Consider the following 16,353-nt stretch of genomic DNA (forward strand, 5'->3'; position numbering starts at 1 on the left):
TTTCCCGACACCCGGCAAATATGTTTTATGCGCCAACGAATGTCTGAAGCAAAAAATTTACTTTGCTTTGGTGAGTAATGCTAAGCAGATTGAAATTAAAACCATCCCAATCCAACCGATTGGTGTAAGTTGTTCTCCCACCAACAGGATTGCAAAAACAGCAGCAACCAAAGGTTCAAACAAGGTCAAGGTAATGGCTTTACTGGCAGGCACAGTTTTTAAGCCATATCCAAATAAAACATAGCCCAAAAACATAGGGATCAACATCATATAACCCACGACATAAAGGTTGATGTTTTCTTCAAACAAGTTTGAACCTGTTATCCATAAAGTCGGAAGTAATAATAAAGAACCAAGTCCGAAGATGAGCCCCATAGACGCTTTTGCATCCATGCCTTGGTCAATCATCCGTTTTGCCGCCCAAGAATATAAAGCATAGGTCAATCCAGCAACCGCCCCTAAAGCAATACCCAACATTGGTCGGTTTTGGGACAAATGCTCGGTGGTTGCCACAGCATGTGATTCTCCGAGAGAAAGTAGCGCAACGCCCGTCACGCCCAATACGAAACTCATCAACCATGTCATCGAAAGTGCTTTTCGGTCAAACACCCTTTCTAAAAGTGCGGTAAATAAAGGCGCCGTACCAATCGACACGACCGTACCAATAGTGATGCCTGCATAGTGCATCGATGAATAAAAGGCCAAAGGATAAATAAAAACCGCAATTACGCCTACACCGAGCATCACCGCATTGGCTTTGATATGTGCCAGATGGTAGATAATACTTTTTCGTGCCAAAAGTGCCTGTAACAGTCCACCACCGCCCATGGCGGCAGCGCCAACAGCCAAAGGACTCAAATTAGGTGCAAAAGATGCGACTGTGCCCGTCGTTCCCCATAGAAAAGCAGCGAACAGCACCGCGATAAAACCATAATTCGGTACCGCAGAAACAGACTGATTCACGTACTGATTTCCTGTGCTAAAAGTATTTTCACCATCACCGTTGCAGCTTGTACTTTTTCACTCGAGCTTTCCAAGCCTGCTCGCGAAATCGATCCCTCTAAAACAAAAGACAACAACAAAGCCATTTGTTTGACCTTGTCTGCGTCCGAAATGATAAGGGCAAGCTGTGTAGAGATAATGTTTTCAATTTCATCCTTATGCCGTTTTACAGCCAAGCGCTCGGCGCTGTGCGCTGGGAACTCAGCAGCAGCATTCAACAAACCGCAACCCCGAAAACCTTTTTCATAGGCAAACTCAGCATGGTCTTGATAGGCTTCAAAAACCGCGACAATTTTATCAATAGGGGTATGGGCTTGTTGGTTTCGAAGCGCATACAAATCTAACCACTCTTGATGCCGTGCTTCTATATAAGAGGTGATCAAGTCAGCCTTGGTCGGGAAATTATTATATAAGGACATTTTGGCAACTTTGGCCTTATCGGTAATGCTATTAATCCCTGTACTGGTAATGCCGTCGTTATAAAACAAAATCGCGGCTGCATCTAAAATTTTCTGTTTCGCGGTTTTCGTATTCATCACACTCAACTAAGTAGACCGATCTACCTAATTTATAGAATCTGTAAAAATATGCAAGCCACCTTTGCTTATTTAATGAAGGAAATATCAGATAAATCAAATGCGGGAGAATACCCTTCAATAGCCCCATCGCAATGACAGTTAATAGAAAGCGAACCAGAACAATTGCTCTATGCTTTTACACGGCATATGTTGTTCCAACTTATATGTAATGAGTTGCTAGATAGGCCGAAAGAAGGATGTTAAAAACCACACAGATGAAATTAAAAACCTGATCTACAGAAATGACTGCTACGCAGTGCAACAGCGCAGTCTCTATAACTGCTTGTCTGAAACGAATAGTGAATCTAAAAAGGATCGAGTTGGACAACTCAAGCTATAGCTGAATACTATAAAAGAAGACTTCAATACCTTAAATAAAAAAAGCAGCAAGAGAAGGCCTGACTGCTTTTTTAGAATTTGATCACTGACATTATATGTGCTGTTCCACACACTGCTTGCCGTAATGGCCCAACTTAAACTTGGGTTATTGATTAATTTTAATTTGTATTTAAAAATAATTTGGCGGAAGCGGTGAGATTCGAACTCACGGAGGACTCACACCCTCGTCGGTTTTCAAGACCGGTGCATTAAACCGCTCTGCCACGCTTCCATGGGCGCTATCATATAAATAAAAATATTTTTTGGCAAATATTTTTCATCTCATGGCCTGCAAAAAGCCACTATTCAGCTAAAAAATGTTCAATCTCAATAAGATATTAAATTTACAGCCTCTATAGGATGGAAAATTGATCAATAACTCTGGCATCTTTTAAAAATTAACTTTAAAAAAGGCATAAAAAAAACCCTGACTTAGTCAGGGTTTTTGAATTTGGCGGAAGCGGTGAGATTCGAACTCACGGAGGACTCACACCCTCGTCGGTTTTCAAGACCGGTGCATTAAACCGCTCTGCCACGCTTCCATGGGCGACATCATATAAACATTCAATCTACTTGGCAAATACTTTTCTTCAAAAATCACACCAAGTGGCTAAAATTAAAGCAAAATCTTTTAGTTCTCTGAACTTTCAGGTCTGTCATAACGAATTGAATTGACATACCAGTGTTTTTTTCCAGTTGGCGTCAACACTTCAATTTCATCATCGACTTGTTTGGACAGTAAAGCACGTGCCATCGGCGAGTCGATGGAGATGTGCTGCGGGTGATGATCGTAAATTTCATCTACTCCGACGATGCGTAAGGTTTTTTGTTCCCCTGCGTCATTTTCAATTTCGACCCAAGCGCCAAAATAAATCTTGCCAGCCTGCTCTTCAGAAAAGTCGATAATACGAAGTTCTTCGAGGCGTTTTCCCAAGTAGCGAACCCGTCGATCAATCTTACGTAAGATCTGTTTGTTGTACTGATAATCCGCGTTTTCACTACGGTCGCCAAGGCTCGCCGCCCAGTTTACTTTCTTGGTAATTTCAGGGCGTTCTTCATGCCAAAGCTGCTTTAATTCCGCCACCAATTTGTCGTGACCTGCACGTGTAATTAAGTTTGATTTCATGATGAATGCCGTCTAAATCTGCTTCTTGATTTACAACAAAGGATTATTTTATCCCTTATTTCTCCACAACAGAAGTTTATAAAATAAATTCCTGAATTAAATTAAATCGTTATGTTACATTTTTTAAAAAAATATTGCACAAAATTTGACACTTTTAAAATTGCTATATATTATGCGCACATCTTAAATTAATTGCCTATTTTTTAATCTATGTAGTTTTTCTACATAATCTTCTTAATCCCATGTCATTTTGAATGACGTCATGAATGCCCAACCTCTTATTGAATTTAGACAACTTGAACTCGTTTTAAGGCATGTTTTTGCCTTTGCGTTCTAGGGCATAAATTACTTGTAGCGGAGACAACATGCACAGTAGTTCAACTTCTGGATCGAGGCTTTGCCTTAATTCATTAACTTTCTCTCTCCCGTTGAAAGCCCTTGCTTTAAGTACTTTGTTAATTCCATTTCATAGTATTAATGCAAGTAAGACCTACCAGTATGATAACGTCGTCAATCATAATAAATTGACTGTCGTTTCAGTGGAAAACCCAACGACCGTTTTTAAAGATGGTCAGCATTTGCATGGTTTTGGTTATGACCTTGCACGTAACTATGCAGACAGCTTAAATGTAAAGCTAGACTTCAAAACCGTCCCCGATAACGCTACAGCACTGAAATGGGTAGCACAGGGCAAAGCAAATTTTGCAATGACGACGGCAAGTGTTCAAACGATTGAGCAAAAAAGTCTCGCAACCTTTTCTGCTACTTGTGGTGATTTAAACGTTTTACGTAAAAATGGCCTCAATACTGAGCTGAACTGGGTATTTAAACATGCGAATGATCCATTGACGCAAACGGCGAGCGGATTTGTCTGCCGTGGTAAACAATCTGGTTCAATTGGTCAATTGGCCTCTTTTTACAACCGCAATGTCGTGAAGCCTGAAAACTGGAATACGATTCAACGCGATTTGCGTCAGCGTATGCCGATCTATAAGGCCAGTTTTAAAAGCACAGCGCAAAAGTACGATTTAGATTGGCACTTATTAGCAGCGATTGGTTATCAAGAGTCTTATCTTAAACCGAACTCCATTTCTCCCACGGGTGTCCGCGGTTTGATGATGTTGACCAATAGCACAGCCAAAGCCATGGGTGTAAGTAACCGTACCGATCCTGCGCAAAGCATTCAAGGTGGTGCCAAGTACTACGACCAAATGCTGAGTCGCTATGATGATATCCCCTTTCCTGACCGGAACTGGTATGCACTGGTTGCGTACAATATGGGACCGGGTGCGGTGAATCAGATTCAAAAACGCATTCAGGCACAAGGTCAAGACCCAAATAACTGGCTCAATTTGTATGCTTACTTACAACAGAACCAAGCGAAGAATGGCCGTTACCGTCAAGCACTACAGTATGTGACACGTATCCGTGCTTATCTTGAACATATTAAAACCACGCCGCAGTTGGTCAATATCTAAAAGATCCTCTCTATCGGCATAAAAAAAGCTTACCTATAAAGGTAAGCTTTTTTTATTTCAGAACACTTAAGCTGTTTGCTCAAGCACTTTCTTAAATAAATCTTTTTGCTCTTGGCTTGGCTTCGCTGTTTGCAATGCCATCAACTGTGACATATCGCCTTGAACTTTTATTTTACCCGTCATGAACGCTTGCATTGCTGCAGCCATATCAAACTCAAGGAACACTTTACGTAGTGTTTCAGCATCCATGTTCAAAGTTGTTTTCGCGTTTGAAGACAAGCCTTTTTTAATTGCGCCGCCATCTAAAGATAACTCGGTATTACCCGCATTGTCAGCAACAACTAAGTTAATTGCAAGATTCGCAAGTGCTGGCGGCAGGTTCAAATTCCCCGCTTGAGCAGTTAATGTTTCTACAGTTGAAAACCAATCATCAGTTAAAAAAGCAGGCATGATGTTTCCTCAATTCTTTGTTCGTTGTGTGCTGCCTATCCAGACGGCATCATTGTGAAGCTAAATAAGCTCGGAGATTGTTATAGCATGTATATCCTACATGTGCCTAAAGTTTTTTGTACGTACCGTTCATATTTTATATTTCTTATACAAAGTTTATCAAAATCATCCACATAAAAAAAACACCAATCATTGATTGGTGTTTTGCATTGGCCTAACTGACAAAATTAGTCTGCAGCAAAGCCAAGATTAACCATGTTAATGCGTTTGTTCTCCGGTTCATCTTCCGTTGAACAACTTTCACCTTTAAAGTCGAATTCACGTTCGCTATCTAACGCTTCAAAGTCGAATAACTCACGGTCTGCCAGCTGCGATGGCGAAACATTCTGCAAGGCGCCAAAAATACTGTGTAAACGCTTTGGATGTGCTTTATCCCACTCGCGCAACATGTCATTTAACATGGCACGTTGCAGGTTTTCCTGAGAACCACACAAGTTACATGGAATAATCGGGAACTGACGCATTTCAGCATATTTAATGATGTCTTTTTCTTCCACATAAGCCAGTGGGCGAATCAAGATATTCTTTTTATCTGACGATAACAATTTAGGAGGCATCGCCTTTAAGCTGCCGCCATGGAATAAGTTCAAGAAGAAAGTCGCCAAGATATCATCACGGTGATGGCCCAACGCCACTTTGGTCGCGCCAATTTCTTGCGCAAAGCCGTATAAAGAGCCACGGCGTAAGCGTGAACAAACTGCACAGTAGGTTTTGCCTTCAGGCGTTAAGCGTTTGGTGATGCTGTAGGTGTCTTTTTCTAAGATATAGTAGGGAATATTATTCTCTTCTAAATAACGTGGTAACACGTCCTCAGGGAAACCCGGTTGCTTCTGGTCCAAATTCACAGCCACCACATCAAAATTGATCGGTGCAATGCGTTTAAACTGCAACATAATATCGAGCAAGGTATAACTGTCCTTACCACCGGAAATGCAGACCATCACTTTATCGCCTTCTTCGATCATTTTAAAATCGCGAATGGCATGACCCACCTGACGGCGTAACTTTTTCAACAGACGATAATACGCAGAGCTAGTGGGTAGTTCTGGTTTAAAATTAAATCCCTGATTGGACTCAACTGGCGAGAACATAGACGAGTTAAACCTTAAAAAAAATACCGCGCAATTTTATCCGATTCACAGCCATCTCGCACCTAAAGAATGTAAATTCTCATGAATTGTCATTGCTGTCATATTCATGTATTGAAATCGGTTTAACTTTGAACGATTGCGTTCATATTTTAGCTGAACTGCTTATGTTTTGGACTTTTCCACATTTTTCCACAAAAGCTGGGGATAACTTTGTGGATTCTAATCGACTTGACAGGGTGTTCCCCCCACTCTTTAAGGCTTCTATTTAAATTGATCATTTTTTAATCAATTTATTTAATATTAAATTTCAATAACTTAACCCAGTCAAGCAATCCTCATTAAAAATAAATTAATTATTTTTTTTGATTACTTGCTCAACAATTTGACTTGATTTTTACAAAGACATGGATTTTTTGAACTTAAAATAGTTTCAGACGGTTCTTTTTTTGCTAAACTCATTTCTAGTCACTGAAATCGATTTTTTTACGATTAATAATAGATAATGAAAAATAAGCTGCTTTTGAGTCGTTTTTACGTTTTGGGGTGTATGACGATTTCGTTCATGGCACTAGATTGTCACGCGGGTCAAACCATCTACCAATTGAGAGATTCCAACGGCACGACCTTGTTAACCAATAAACAAAGTCGTTATAGCAACTTAAAAGTCGAAAAGAAAACCTATTATCCAGACAGTAATATCCACAGTTATAGTAACTGGGGGGCTTCTGAGTCCTCCGTGTTGCCCAGTTATAGTCGCAACAAAAATGCTTTTGACCACATTATTCGCCAAGCGGCTCAAACCCACGGCGTTTCTGAAGGTTTAATTAAAGCGGTTATGCATACCGAATCAGGCTTTAATGTCAACGCACGCTCACCTGTTGGGGCTCAGGGGCTTATGCAACTCATGCCTGCGACAGCACGGCGCTTTAATGTGTCTAATGCATATGATCCACAGCAGAACATAAATGCAGGTGCAAAGTATTTGGCATGGCTGATGAAACGCTTTAACGGCAACACCAGTCTTGCGCTTGCAGGCTACAATGCTGGCGAAGGCAATGTACAAAAGTATGGTGGCATTCCACCCTTCCGTGAAACTCAAGACTATGTTCGCCGTGTGAGTAGCCGTTATAGCAATTTATATGCAGGCGGGATCAACATTTCTGCAGGCTCAAATAACACACCAGCCAATGCTCAAGTCATTGCCCAATCTGCACATTACGATGCAGACTCTTCTCCAAACACACAACTCAGTGTGAGTCGTAGCGCACCTTCACGTCAAATTATCCTCGCAGCTGATGGCAGTTTTACTGATGCGCCTGGTTCCTATGCCACGGCCAATGCAACCGCCTCTGCCCGCATCCAAATTTCAGAATAATTTTTATAGCAGTTTTATTATTTTTTCTTGAATTTTGATGAGTTTCACCTCATATTGAGATCAATGATTTTCGATTTATAAATCAGATTATTTTTTTATTATAAGAGGATTTTCTCAATGATGCGGATTGGTTTGTTCTTGCTAACCAACCTCGCGGTACTGGTTGTAGCTGGCATTATCTTGTCACTCTTCGGTGTCGGTAGTTACCATGGCGCGGGTGGCTTAAATCTAGGTAACCTACTGGTTATCTGTTTTGTCTTTGGTATGGTTGGCTCAATGATTTCTCTATTCATGTCAAAATGGATGGCGAAAAAAACAACTGGTACAGAGTTAATTGACCCCAATGCCCCGCGCAACCAAGCTGAAGCATGGTTGTTACAAGAAGTCGCTCAATTGGCGCAACGTTCTGGTATTAAAATGCCAGAAGTCGGTATTTTCCCGTCTTACCAATCTAATGCTTTTGCTACAGGTTGGAACAAGAACGATGCATTAGTTGCAGTTTCTACTGGCTTACTTGAGCGTATGAATAAAGACGAGCTTCGCGCAGTCTTGGCTCACGAAATTGGTCACGTGGCCAATGGTGACATGGTGACTTTGGCGCTGGTTCAAGGTGTCGTGAACGCCTTTGTGATGTTCTTTGCACGTGTCGCAGGTGATTTCATTGACCGTAATGTCTTTGGTCGTGAAGACGGTGAAGCACCAGGTTTAGCTTATTTTGCCATTACCATCGTGCTTGATATTGTCTTTGGTATTTTAGCTTCTGCAATCGTGATGTGGTTCTCCCGCTACCGCGAATATCGTGCAGATGAAGCAGGCGCGCGTCTTGCAGGCAAACAAGCAATGATTTCAGCCTTGTTACGTTTACAAGCCGAGTCACAACTTCCAGATGCGATGCCTAAAGAAATGAAAGCATTTGCAATCGCCGCAGGTCAAGAGCAAGGCTTTAGTTTAGCCGCTTTGTTCCAAACCCACCCGACGATTGAACAACGTGTTGCTGCTTTACAACAGCTCGATTGTCCATAAACAATTCGTTCACAAGATTTTAAAAAGCCTCCACTTGGAGGCTTTTTTGTGACTCTGCATAACAGAACATTTTTATTCAATCGTCACTTCGATACAGCGTAGTAAACTGCCATTTGGGTCAATGATGCAAAACTGGCGGATCTCGTCAAAATCCTGAATATCGGTCATACGAGCGCTTTCCCACAACGACCAATTCACTTTAGACCAGTATTCATAATAGGGTTGAATTTCCGCAACGCGAATACAGGCACTATGCCATGAACTATTTGGGTCTAAATGCGGATGATGGAAAAACTCCAGTGTCATTTCGCCCAAACGCAGAATCATCCACTCTGCGGACTGATAAACCAGATTAAAGCCCAAGCCTTGGTAAAATGAAGCGGTGCGCGCTAAATCAATCGATGGCAAATTTGCCGTAATCTGACCTTCAAATTTCATGAGTGGCTATCCTAAGTTTAGTCCCTGTAACCAATGCCACATCACACTACCACCCCACCACAATAAGCCCATAAAACACACCAAAAAGATCAGGCCAAACAAATCGGGGATGTATAGCCAAAGCCATGCCACTACTGGGTTTCGCCAAAATGCGGACTGTTGCTGTTTCTTTTCCAATTTTTCATGAAGAAAAGGATGAGTCACATGATGCTCTGAATGGATTTGGTATTCTTCCCGAATATGGTCATGAACCACATCCAGTGCTTTACGACTCGGACGTATAAAAATATCAAACAGTGTCCCTAGAACAGGGATAAAACCGACGACGGCATCAATCATAGCCAGCTTCAATACTGGACTCAATTTCTCTTGCGGTACACCAATTTGCTTGGCTTTATAAATGGCATAACACGTTAGGGCAAAACCTGCGATATCCCCAGCAATCGGAACAGTACTCAACGCAGCATCTGCACCGACCCCCTGCTTGGTGAACGGGATACGCACCACAGAATCCATCATATTGGCATATTTGGCCAAATCACGCTCTAAACGAATGACATCTTGCTGGCTCATTTTTTTTTGTTCTAAGGATTCAGGCATGTTGTTACTGACCTCCATCATTTCAACCACATTAACATCATAAACCCGCTGAATTATGCTGGTTTTTATGACTTTTTTCTGTGCTAACTTTGTGCTGAAACAATTGCTTACAAGCTTAAGACAAGGTCAGAATTTGCGACGCAATCAGCAGATATACCACCACGCCTGACGCATCACAAATTGAGGTGACCAAAGGTGCGGATGCACTGGCTGGGTCGAGTTTCATGCGGTTTAAGATAAACGGCAGACTCATACCAATCAAACAACCCATCAACACAATGCCCATCATACTCAGTGCCAATACTACAGCGACCAGAATATCCCCACGGAAATAGCCCAAGATGGAGACTGCCATTGCCATGGTTCCACCCAAGCACAGTGCAACCAAACTTTCACGTCCTAGCAAATAAAACCAGTCTTTAAAATGTACATCGCCCGTTGCCAGTGCACGTACCATTAAGGTTGCAGACTGAGACCCCGCATTTCCCCCACTTCCCACCAGTAAAGGAAGGAAAAATACCAAAACGATATGTGCCGCAATCAAGTCTTCAAAGTGTGCAATTCCTAGTCCCGAGAGTAAACTACCAAAAACCAGAAACACCAACCAAAACACCCGCTTCTGATACAGTAATAGGATTGGAGCCGTTTTAATACTCATCTGCGGACTGGCCGCAACCGCACTACTTTTTAGAATATCTTCTGTGGTTTCTTGTTGCACCACATCCATTGCATCGTCATAAGTCACAATCCCCAATAGACGCTGCTGCTCATCGACAATGGGCAAAGCCATAAAATCATAATGAGCCAGTTTCTGTGCAATACTTTCCTGATCCTCACTGACTAAACCCGTAATGACATGACTGGTCATAACCTGTCCAATCAATTGCTCAGGCGGAGACTGAATAATTTGCCGCAGCGAAATCACCCCGTGTAAATAACGCGAGGCATCGGTCACATAGATGAGATATAAAGTTTCACTTTCCGCTGCATGCTGTCGTATATGTTGAATCGCCTGTTGCATGGTCATTTCGGCATGTACCGTAATGACTTCAGTGCTCATAATTGCACCCGCAGACTCAGCTGGATAGTGTATTAAATCATTCAGCTGGGCTTGAACATGCGCATCTAGCTGCGGAAAAATCTGACCTTGAACCTCTTGTGCCAAGCTTTGAAATAAATCAGTACGGTCATCCGAATGCATATGAGCCAGTAGCTTCACCAGCAAAGCCTGAGGCAATTGCGCTGCTAGCTGCTGCTGCTGGGTTAATGCTAAAAACTCAAAGACATAACTGGCTTGTGGTAATTGTTCCAATAGCCGAATTTGGTCATTTATAGGCAGGCCCATTAAAATATCAGCCAAATACGCAGTGCTGTACTGTTTCAAACTTTGAATAAAAGCATGGTTATCGGGCTGATTTAATTGCTCTTGGAAATCTTGCTGTGAAAATGACGGATTTGGCATACACCACTCAAATATTGTATTCTTTATCTATGCGAGTATAGCAAACGATCTTTAAATGTCAGGCCTTTCAGCCTGATTGGGTTAAAGGTTCGCTTTGCCTATTCAGACTGCACACGAATGTTTCGGATTCGATCTTAAACCTCGTCCTGAGGTGTTCGTCCATGAAACACACGGCGAACCAAGACATACATTAAAGGAATAAACAGCAATACCAACACCGTGCCAAAAATCACGCCACCAAGTACACTCACCCCAATTTCCTGACGACTTGCGGCCCCTGCACCAAAAGCAAAGACCAGAGGTGTAACACCCGCGCCAAAAGCCAAAGACGTCATTAAAATCGGGCGTAACCGTAAGCTTGCGCCTTCCAAGGCAGCTTCAATTGCGGTTTGGCCTTTTTGCTGCGCCAGTGAAGCAAATTCCACAATTAAAATCGCATTTTTACAGGACAGACCAATTGTAGTCAGCAAGGCAATTTGAAAGTAAATATCATTCGGAAAACCCGTCAGATAACTGAACAAAATATTGCCACCGATACCGAGTGGAATCGCACTCATGACTGCAGTTGGAATACTCCAACTTTCATAAAGTGCAGCAAGGCATAAAAAGATAAAGCCTATGGAGACCAAATACAGCAGCAATGCTTGGTTATTGGACTTGTTTTCCTCGAACGATAACCCGCTCCAAGCCAAATCTATACCATCATGCCCTCGTACCATGTTTTGTACGTCTTGCATGGCTTGTCCAGAACTAACATTTTGTGCTGTATCCGCCTCCATTTCTAGTGCGGTATAGCCCATAAAGCGATTCACTACCTCAGGGCCTCCACTCCAAGATACTTGAGCAAAATTTGTAAAAGGAATCATTTGGTTCAGATCATTACGTACGGTCCATGCTTGAAGATCATCAGGTTTTGAACGAAATTCGGCATCCCCTTGCATAATTACCCGCTTAATCCGACCACGGTCAATAAAGTCATTGATATAACTTCCACCCCAAGCACTGGATAAAGTGCTATTAATGGCGGTCTGGCTGAGTCCATTGGCCAAAGCTTGCTTTTGGTTCACATCCACTTTGAGTTCGGCTTTATCTGGGTTAGAACGTTTATCTAAATTGCTAAAACTAGAATACTGCTTGGATGCTTCCTGCAAAGTTTTGAACTGTGCTTCTAAATAGGCACGACCTTCGCCATTGATATCACGTATCCAAAACTCCATGCCATCGGTTTGCCCTAAGCCACTGACTGAAGACGGCATATTTACATTAATTTGCGCATTTCGATGCGATCTAAAATGAGCAATCGCCCGTTCTCGAATCGCTTGTGCGGAGTTCTCTTTCCCCTTACGTTCATCCCAATGTTTCAACGCAATAAAACCCTGACCTAAATTTTGTCCCGTCCCCGAGAAATTACGACCATAACGGATCATCACCAAATAGATATTGGCCTGTTCTTTATCTAAAAAGTATTGGCGAATTTCTTCCCCAACCACACGGCTTTGACTCAGCGGTGCACCATCGGCCAGTTTAAACTGGACACTTAAAATACCCTGATCTTCACTGGGAATAAAACTGGTCGGCAAAGCACGATAAAACAGCGCAAAGACGGCAATTAACGCCACAAAAACTACCAGCATGATTTTACTGTGCTGAATGGTCTGGCTACTCAGCTTTAAATAACGCTGTTTTAGCTGATCTAACGTCAGATTAAACCAAGTTGCCCATCGTGCCGATTTATCATTGGGTTTTAAAATTAAGGCACATAGTGCAGGTGTCAGAATTAATGCGACCAGCAACGATAGCGCCATGGCAGCAACTAAGGTCATTGAAAACTGACGGTAGATCACTCCTGTCGAGCCACCGAAAAAGGCCATGGGAATAAACACTGCGGTTAACACCAAAGTAATCCCAATCAATGCCCCACTGATTTCCTGCATCGATGCAATTGAGGCTTGTTGAGCACTCATCTGCTGTTCATGCATCAGCCGTTCAACGTTTTCAACCACCACAATCGCATCATCCACCAGAAGCCCAATAGCTAAGACCAACGCAAATAAGGTTAAGGTGTTGATACTCATCCCGAGCACATACAGAATGGCGAGCGTGCCTAAAATTACAACAGGTACTGTGATAGTAGGAATCAACGTTGCACGCCAATTTTGCAAAAAGACAAACATGACCACAATCACCAAAAGCACTGCTTCAAACAGTGTTTTGACCACTTCCTTAATCGACTCTTGCACAAAAGGCGTGTTATCACGTGGATAAACAATTTGATAGCCTTCAGGAAGTTTAGAAGATAAACGGGCAACCTCTTGCTTAATCAATGCAGACGTCGCTAAGGCATTAGCCCCTGAAGAAAGTGAAATGCCCATCCCCGCTGAAGGAAAACCATTAATGGTATTAAATGACTGGTAATTTTCCGCACCCAATTCCACCCGTGCGACGTCTTTTAAATAAATAAAACTGCCATCGCGGGTCGATTTGACAATGATGTTCTCAAATTCTTCAACGGTTTTTAAACGTGTACCGGAGGTGACTTTGGCATTTAAATATTGATCTGACAGGCTGGGTAACTCGCCAATTGCTCCTGCGGCCACTTGAGTGTTTTGCGCTTCAACCGCCGCACGAATATCACTCGGCATCAGTCCATATTGACGCAGTTTATGCGGATTCAGCCATAAGCGCATGGCATACTGCGCACCAAAAACATCAACCTCGCCAACCCCATCAATACGGGCTAAATCTTGCTCCAAATGCGTCATCATATAATCAGAGAGTGCAATATTGCTGCTTTTGCCTGTTTGGTCATATAGGCCAATCACCATATGCGTATCGCCAAGCGACTTATAGACATTGACCCCTTGACGCTGCACATCTTCTGGTAAGCGGTTAATCACCCCATTGATGGCATTTTGAACTTGAACCTGAGCGGTATCTGGGTCAGTTCCATTTTCAAAACTAATGCTGATTCGACTACGGCCATTCGAGTCACTGCTCGAACTAAAATACAGTAAATGATCAATCCCTTTAATTTGCTGTTCTAAAACCTGAGTAACGCTCTCCTCCACCGTCTCTGCCGACGCGCCTGTATATGTTGCACTCACCGTAATTCGCGGAGGTGCAATATCGGGGTAGCGCTCTACAGGCAACTGAAAGGTGGCAAATAAACCAAATGCCATCACGATAATCGCCAGCACACCAGCAAAAATTGGACGATGAATAAAAAATTTAGACAGCATGGGTCTGCGGTACTCTTGGGTCTGAGGCTAGATCTAGAAACTGGTATCACTTTATGCTTGATCTTCTATGACGAATCATTAAAAAACAAGACTTAACAACATGAAATAGAACATTAGAGCTAAATATGAAGAAACTATGAAGAAAGCTTTTTGACCAATTGATGACATCCTGTAATTTTTCGCAATTTGTCATTAATCTGAGATATTAAAATTGAACCCTGAGTCCGCAACACCACAATAAAATGTTGAGGAACACATGTTAAAAAGAACATTATTGAGTTTTATTTTTTTAAGTTTATTGGGCTGTCATCATGATGAGAAAGACAATGCAGCATCCCAGCCACCATCAAACAACGCCGAATACATTGAGCCTGCATTGCTTATTATTGGACATCGCGGCGCCAGCGCGCTACGCCCTGAACATACCTTAGCCGCTTACCAAAAAGCAATTGATGATGGTGCAGATTTTATTGAGCCTGATTTGGTGCCAACTCTAGTCGGTTATTTAATCGCTCGCCATGAAAATGAAATCGGAGGAACCACCAATGTCAGCAGCTTGCCGCAGTTTGCAGAACGGAAGACCAGTAAAGTCGTTGATGGCGTGACTTACACAGGTTGGTTTACTGAAGACTTTACTTTAAACGAGCTGAAGCAACTGAAGGCACGAGAACGTATTCCAGAGATTCGTCCAGCAAATGCCCAATATAATGATCAATTTGATCTGCCCACTTTAGATGAAATTATTGAACTCGTAGATGCGCACTATAAAAAGACAGGAAAAATTGTGGGCCTGTATATCGAAACCAAACATCCCAGCTATTTCCAAGGTCTCAATTTGGCCATGGAGCAACGCCTATTAACCACGCTGGCCAAACACAGCTATAGTCGTGACATTGCACCAGTCTATATCCAGTCATTTGAAGTCAGCAACTTAAAACAGATGCGTCAACAGTTAGATCAATTAAAATCGATTCAACATGCCAAAATTATTCAACTCTATGGCGGTAACTCCGAACAACCTGCCGATGCTGTGCTTGCCAAATCAACACTCCGCTATAGTGATATGGCAACACCTCAAGGACTGAAAGACGTCGTAAGTTATGCACATGGTGTTGGGCCAAGTAAAACCTATATCGTGCCCAATACTCAGCCGGCGACCCCGACCAGTTTTGTAAACGATGCACACGCAGTGGGCTTAAAAGTACATCCTTATACCCTACGCCCAGAAAATAATTTCTTAGCAGACTATTTAGACTGTAGCGCGATAGCCGCTGAAAAGTGCGAAAAAGGCGCGCTGGCAGAGTTTGAAATTTTCTTTAAAGCTGGAGTGGATGGTATCTTTACCGATGACCCTGCTTTGGGACGTCAAGCAGCGGATGCTTTTTTGAAAAAAATAGAATAAGTCACACAAAGAAAACCAAACAACTGAGCATCTCGTTTACTTTCAACCAATATCCATCCTTTAACTATAGAGATTAAAAAGTAGGCTTTTTTAATCTCTTTCTCCTTATTTTAGGTGTACATAGATTAAGCACTTTTTGAATACTATAATTAAGTGACTTTTAATATAGATCATGTATTGTGGCTGAAATTTTAAAATGGTTGATGGTATGAGCCAATATTCCCCACTCAAAGGCAAGTCAGGTTTTAAGCGTATTTTTAATGCAACTCATTATTCCATTTCAGGTTTTAAGGCCGCATTTGCGCACGAAGCAGCTTTTCGCCAAGTCCTATTGATTAACCTGATTCTGATTCCAATAAGCTTTTTCTGTGATGTCAGTCGCTTAGAACAAGCCCTCATGGTAGCCGTTTGTTTACTTGCAATTATTGTTGAATTGTTCAATTCAGCCATTGAGGCGATTGTGGATCGCATTTCACTAGAGCGCCATGAGCTTTCAAAAAATGCCAAAGACATGGGTAGTGCTGCACAGTTTGTTTCTTTAAGTATTATCTTTATTGTTTGGCTACTGATTCTGATGCCTTAACCTCTTTGTTCAATATTTCACGTTCAATCTGTTCAAAAAGCTCAAAATTAATTCATAAAAAAACCCTG

The 16,353-nt window shown here is 42.1% G+C and carries 14 protein-coding genes and 2 tRNA genes; 5 read left to right on the plus strand and 11 right to left on the minus strand.

Annotated features, from left to right (window positions below; genetic code table 11):
• Positions 1 to 57 precede the first annotated feature (57 nt).
• The 5 genes from AC4CVD_RS12230 to greB all read right to left on the minus strand — a co-directional run bounded on the left by AC4CVD_RS12230 (position 58) and on the right by greB (position 3,084).
• Complete coding sequence (locus tag AC4CVD_RS12230) at positions 58 to 963, minus strand: DMT family transporter (protein WP_490753207.1); 906 nt, start codon at positions 961 to 963, stop codon at positions 58 to 60.
• Positions 960 to 1,538 (minus strand): TetR/AcrR family transcriptional regulator, encoded by a 579-nt coding sequence (locus AC4CVD_RS12235; RefSeq protein WP_183173005.1) that lies wholly within the window; start codon positions 1,536 to 1,538, stop codon positions 960 to 962. The genes AC4CVD_RS12230 and AC4CVD_RS12235 overlap by 4 nt, the downstream gene beginning before the upstream one ends.
• Before the next feature lie 562 nt (positions 1,539 to 2,100).
• Positions 2,101 to 2,190 (minus strand) — tRNA-Ser (locus AC4CVD_RS12240).
• A gap of 220 nt (positions 2,191 to 2,410) precedes the next feature.
• Positions 2,411 to 2,500 (minus strand) — tRNA-Ser (locus AC4CVD_RS12245).
• A gap of 89 nt (positions 2,501 to 2,589) precedes the next feature.
• Positions 2,590 to 3,084 (minus strand): transcription elongation factor GreB, encoded by a 495-nt coding sequence (greB, locus tag AC4CVD_RS12250; RefSeq protein ID WP_004695648.1) that lies wholly within the window; start codon positions 3,082 to 3,084, stop codon positions 2,590 to 2,592.
• Between the two features lie 365 nt (positions 3,085 to 3,449).
• On the opposite strand from greB, the gene AC4CVD_RS12255 reads away from it, so the two are divergent.
• Positions 3,450 to 4,562, plus strand: a complete 1,113-nt coding sequence (locus AC4CVD_RS12255) for an MltF family protein (RefSeq protein WP_279688138.1) — start codon at positions 3,450 to 3,452, stop codon at positions 4,560 to 4,562.
• 66 nt (positions 4,563 to 4,628) lie between these two features.
• Here AC4CVD_RS12255 and AC4CVD_RS12260 read toward each other — a convergent pair whose 3' ends face one another.
• Both AC4CVD_RS12260 and ttcA read right to left on the minus strand, forming a co-directional pair.
• Complete coding sequence (locus tag AC4CVD_RS12260; RefSeq protein ID WP_004695646.1) at positions 4,629 to 5,012, minus strand: SCP2 sterol-binding domain-containing protein; 384 nt, start codon at positions 5,010 to 5,012, stop codon at positions 4,629 to 4,631.
• A 227-nt stretch (positions 5,013 to 5,239) separates the two neighbouring features.
• A complete protein-coding gene (ttcA, locus tag AC4CVD_RS12265) occupies positions 5,240 to 6,163 on the minus strand; it encodes a tRNA 2-thiocytidine(32) synthetase TtcA (RefSeq protein WP_004695645.1) in 924 nt (307 codons plus the stop codon).
• A gap of 502 nt (positions 6,164 to 6,665) precedes the next feature.
• Here ttcA and AC4CVD_RS12270 point away from each other — a divergent pair.
• Together AC4CVD_RS12270 and htpX are read left to right on the plus strand one after the other, a co-directional pair.
• Positions 6,666 to 7,538: a lytic transglycosylase domain-containing protein gene (locus AC4CVD_RS12270; RefSeq protein WP_419381399.1), complete on the plus strand. Its 873-nt coding sequence runs from the start codon at positions 6,666 to 6,668 to the stop codon at positions 7,536 to 7,538.
• 117 nt (positions 7,539 to 7,655) lie between these two features.
• Entirely contained in the window at positions 7,656 to 8,561 is a 906-nt protein-coding gene (htpX, locus tag AC4CVD_RS12275) for a protease HtpX (protein WP_004695643.1), read from the plus strand.
• Positions 8,562 to 8,633: 72 nt separating this feature from the next.
• On the opposite strand, the gene AC4CVD_RS12280 is transcribed toward htpX, so the two are convergent.
• The 4 genes from AC4CVD_RS12280 to AC4CVD_RS12295 all read right to left on the minus strand — a co-directional run bounded on the left by AC4CVD_RS12280 (position 8,634) and on the right by AC4CVD_RS12295 (position 14,300).
• The gene (locus AC4CVD_RS12280) at positions 8,634 to 8,999 is read right to left on the minus strand and encodes a bleomycin resistance protein (protein WP_490753208.1); all 366 of its coding nucleotides are present in this window, start codon (positions 8,997 to 8,999) and stop codon (positions 8,634 to 8,636) included.
• Between the two features lie 6 nt (positions 9,000 to 9,005).
• Positions 9,006 to 9,599 (minus strand): DUF4112 domain-containing protein, encoded by a 594-nt coding sequence (locus AC4CVD_RS12285; protein WP_419276457.1) that lies wholly within the window; start codon positions 9,597 to 9,599, stop codon positions 9,006 to 9,008.
• Between the two features lie 115 nt (positions 9,600 to 9,714).
• The gene (gene mgtE, locus AC4CVD_RS12290; RefSeq protein ID WP_490753209.1) at positions 9,715 to 11,061 is read right to left on the minus strand and encodes a magnesium transporter; all 1,347 of its coding nucleotides are present in this window, start codon (positions 11,059 to 11,061) and stop codon (positions 9,715 to 9,717) included.
• Between the two features lie 134 nt (positions 11,062 to 11,195).
• Positions 11,196 to 14,300 carry a multidrug efflux RND transporter permease subunit gene (locus AC4CVD_RS12295; RefSeq protein WP_490753210.1) on the minus strand — a complete coding sequence of 1,035 codons (3,105 nt, stop codon included), beginning with the start codon at positions 14,298 to 14,300 and terminating at the stop codon, positions 11,196 to 11,198.
• Between the two features lie 256 nt (positions 14,301 to 14,556).
• Between AC4CVD_RS12295 and AC4CVD_RS12300 the strand changes: the two genes are divergently transcribed.
• Positions 14,557 to 15,702 carry a glycerophosphodiester phosphodiesterase gene (locus tag AC4CVD_RS12300; RefSeq protein ID WP_490753211.1) on the plus strand — a complete coding sequence of 382 codons (1,146 nt, stop codon included), beginning with the start codon at positions 14,557 to 14,559 and terminating at the stop codon, positions 15,700 to 15,702.
• Positions 15,703 to 15,910: 208 nt separating this feature from the next.
• Positions 15,911 to 16,285 carry a diacylglycerol kinase gene (locus AC4CVD_RS12305; protein WP_419381286.1) on the plus strand — a complete coding sequence of 125 codons (375 nt, stop codon included), beginning with the start codon at positions 15,911 to 15,913 and terminating at the stop codon, positions 16,283 to 16,285.
• The last annotated feature ends 68 nt before the right edge of the window (positions 16,286 to 16,353 follow it).

The organism is Acinetobacter sp. LipI_23 (assembly GCF_058243045.1).

Excerpts from the sequence above, each read along its gene's own strand:
- AC4CVD_RS12260 (WP_004695646.1), bottom strand. The coding sequence starts at position 5,012 with ATGCCTGCTTTTTTAACTGATGATTGGTTTTCAACTGTAGAAACATTA.
- mgtE (WP_490753209.1), bottom strand. The coding sequence starts at position 11,061 with ATGCCAAATCCGTCATTTTCACAGCAAGATTTCCAAGAGCAATTAAAT.
- AC4CVD_RS12280 (WP_490753208.1), bottom strand. The coding sequence starts at position 8,999 with ATGAAATTTGAAGGTCAGATTACGGCAAATTTGCCATCGATTGATTTA.
- AC4CVD_RS12235 (WP_183173005.1), bottom strand. The coding sequence starts at position 1,538 with ATGAATACGAAAACCGCGAAACAGAAAATTTTAGATGCAGCCGCGATT.
- AC4CVD_RS12270 (WP_419381399.1), top strand. The coding sequence starts at position 6,666 with ATGAAAAATAAGCTGCTTTTGAGTCGTTTTTACGTTTTGGGGTGTATG.
- AC4CVD_RS12295 (WP_490753210.1), bottom strand. The coding sequence starts at position 14,300 with ATGCTGTCTAAATTTTTTATTCATCGTCCAATTTTTGCTGGTGTGCTG.
- AC4CVD_RS12300 (WP_490753211.1), top strand. The coding sequence starts at position 14,557 with ATGTTAAAAAGAACATTATTGAGTTTTATTTTTTTAAGTTTATTGGGC.
- htpX (WP_004695643.1), top strand. The coding sequence starts at position 7,656 with ATGATGCGGATTGGTTTGTTCTTGCTAACCAACCTCGCGGTACTGGTT.
- AC4CVD_RS12305 (WP_419381286.1), top strand. The coding sequence starts at position 15,911 with ATGAGCCAATATTCCCCACTCAAAGGCAAGTCAGGTTTTAAGCGTATT.
- AC4CVD_RS12285 (WP_419276457.1), bottom strand. The coding sequence starts at position 9,599 with ATGCCTGAATCCTTAGAACAAAAAAAAATGAGCCAGCAAGATGTCATT.
- greB (WP_004695648.1), bottom strand. The coding sequence starts at position 3,084 with ATGAAATCAAACTTAATTACACGTGCAGGTCACGACAAATTGGTGGCG.
- AC4CVD_RS12255 (WP_279688138.1), top strand. The coding sequence starts at position 3,450 with ATGCACAGTAGTTCAACTTCTGGATCGAGGCTTTGCCTTAATTCATTA.
- ttcA (WP_004695645.1), bottom strand. The coding sequence starts at position 6,163 with ATGTTCTCGCCAGTTGAGTCCAATCAGGGATTTAATTTTAAACCAGAA.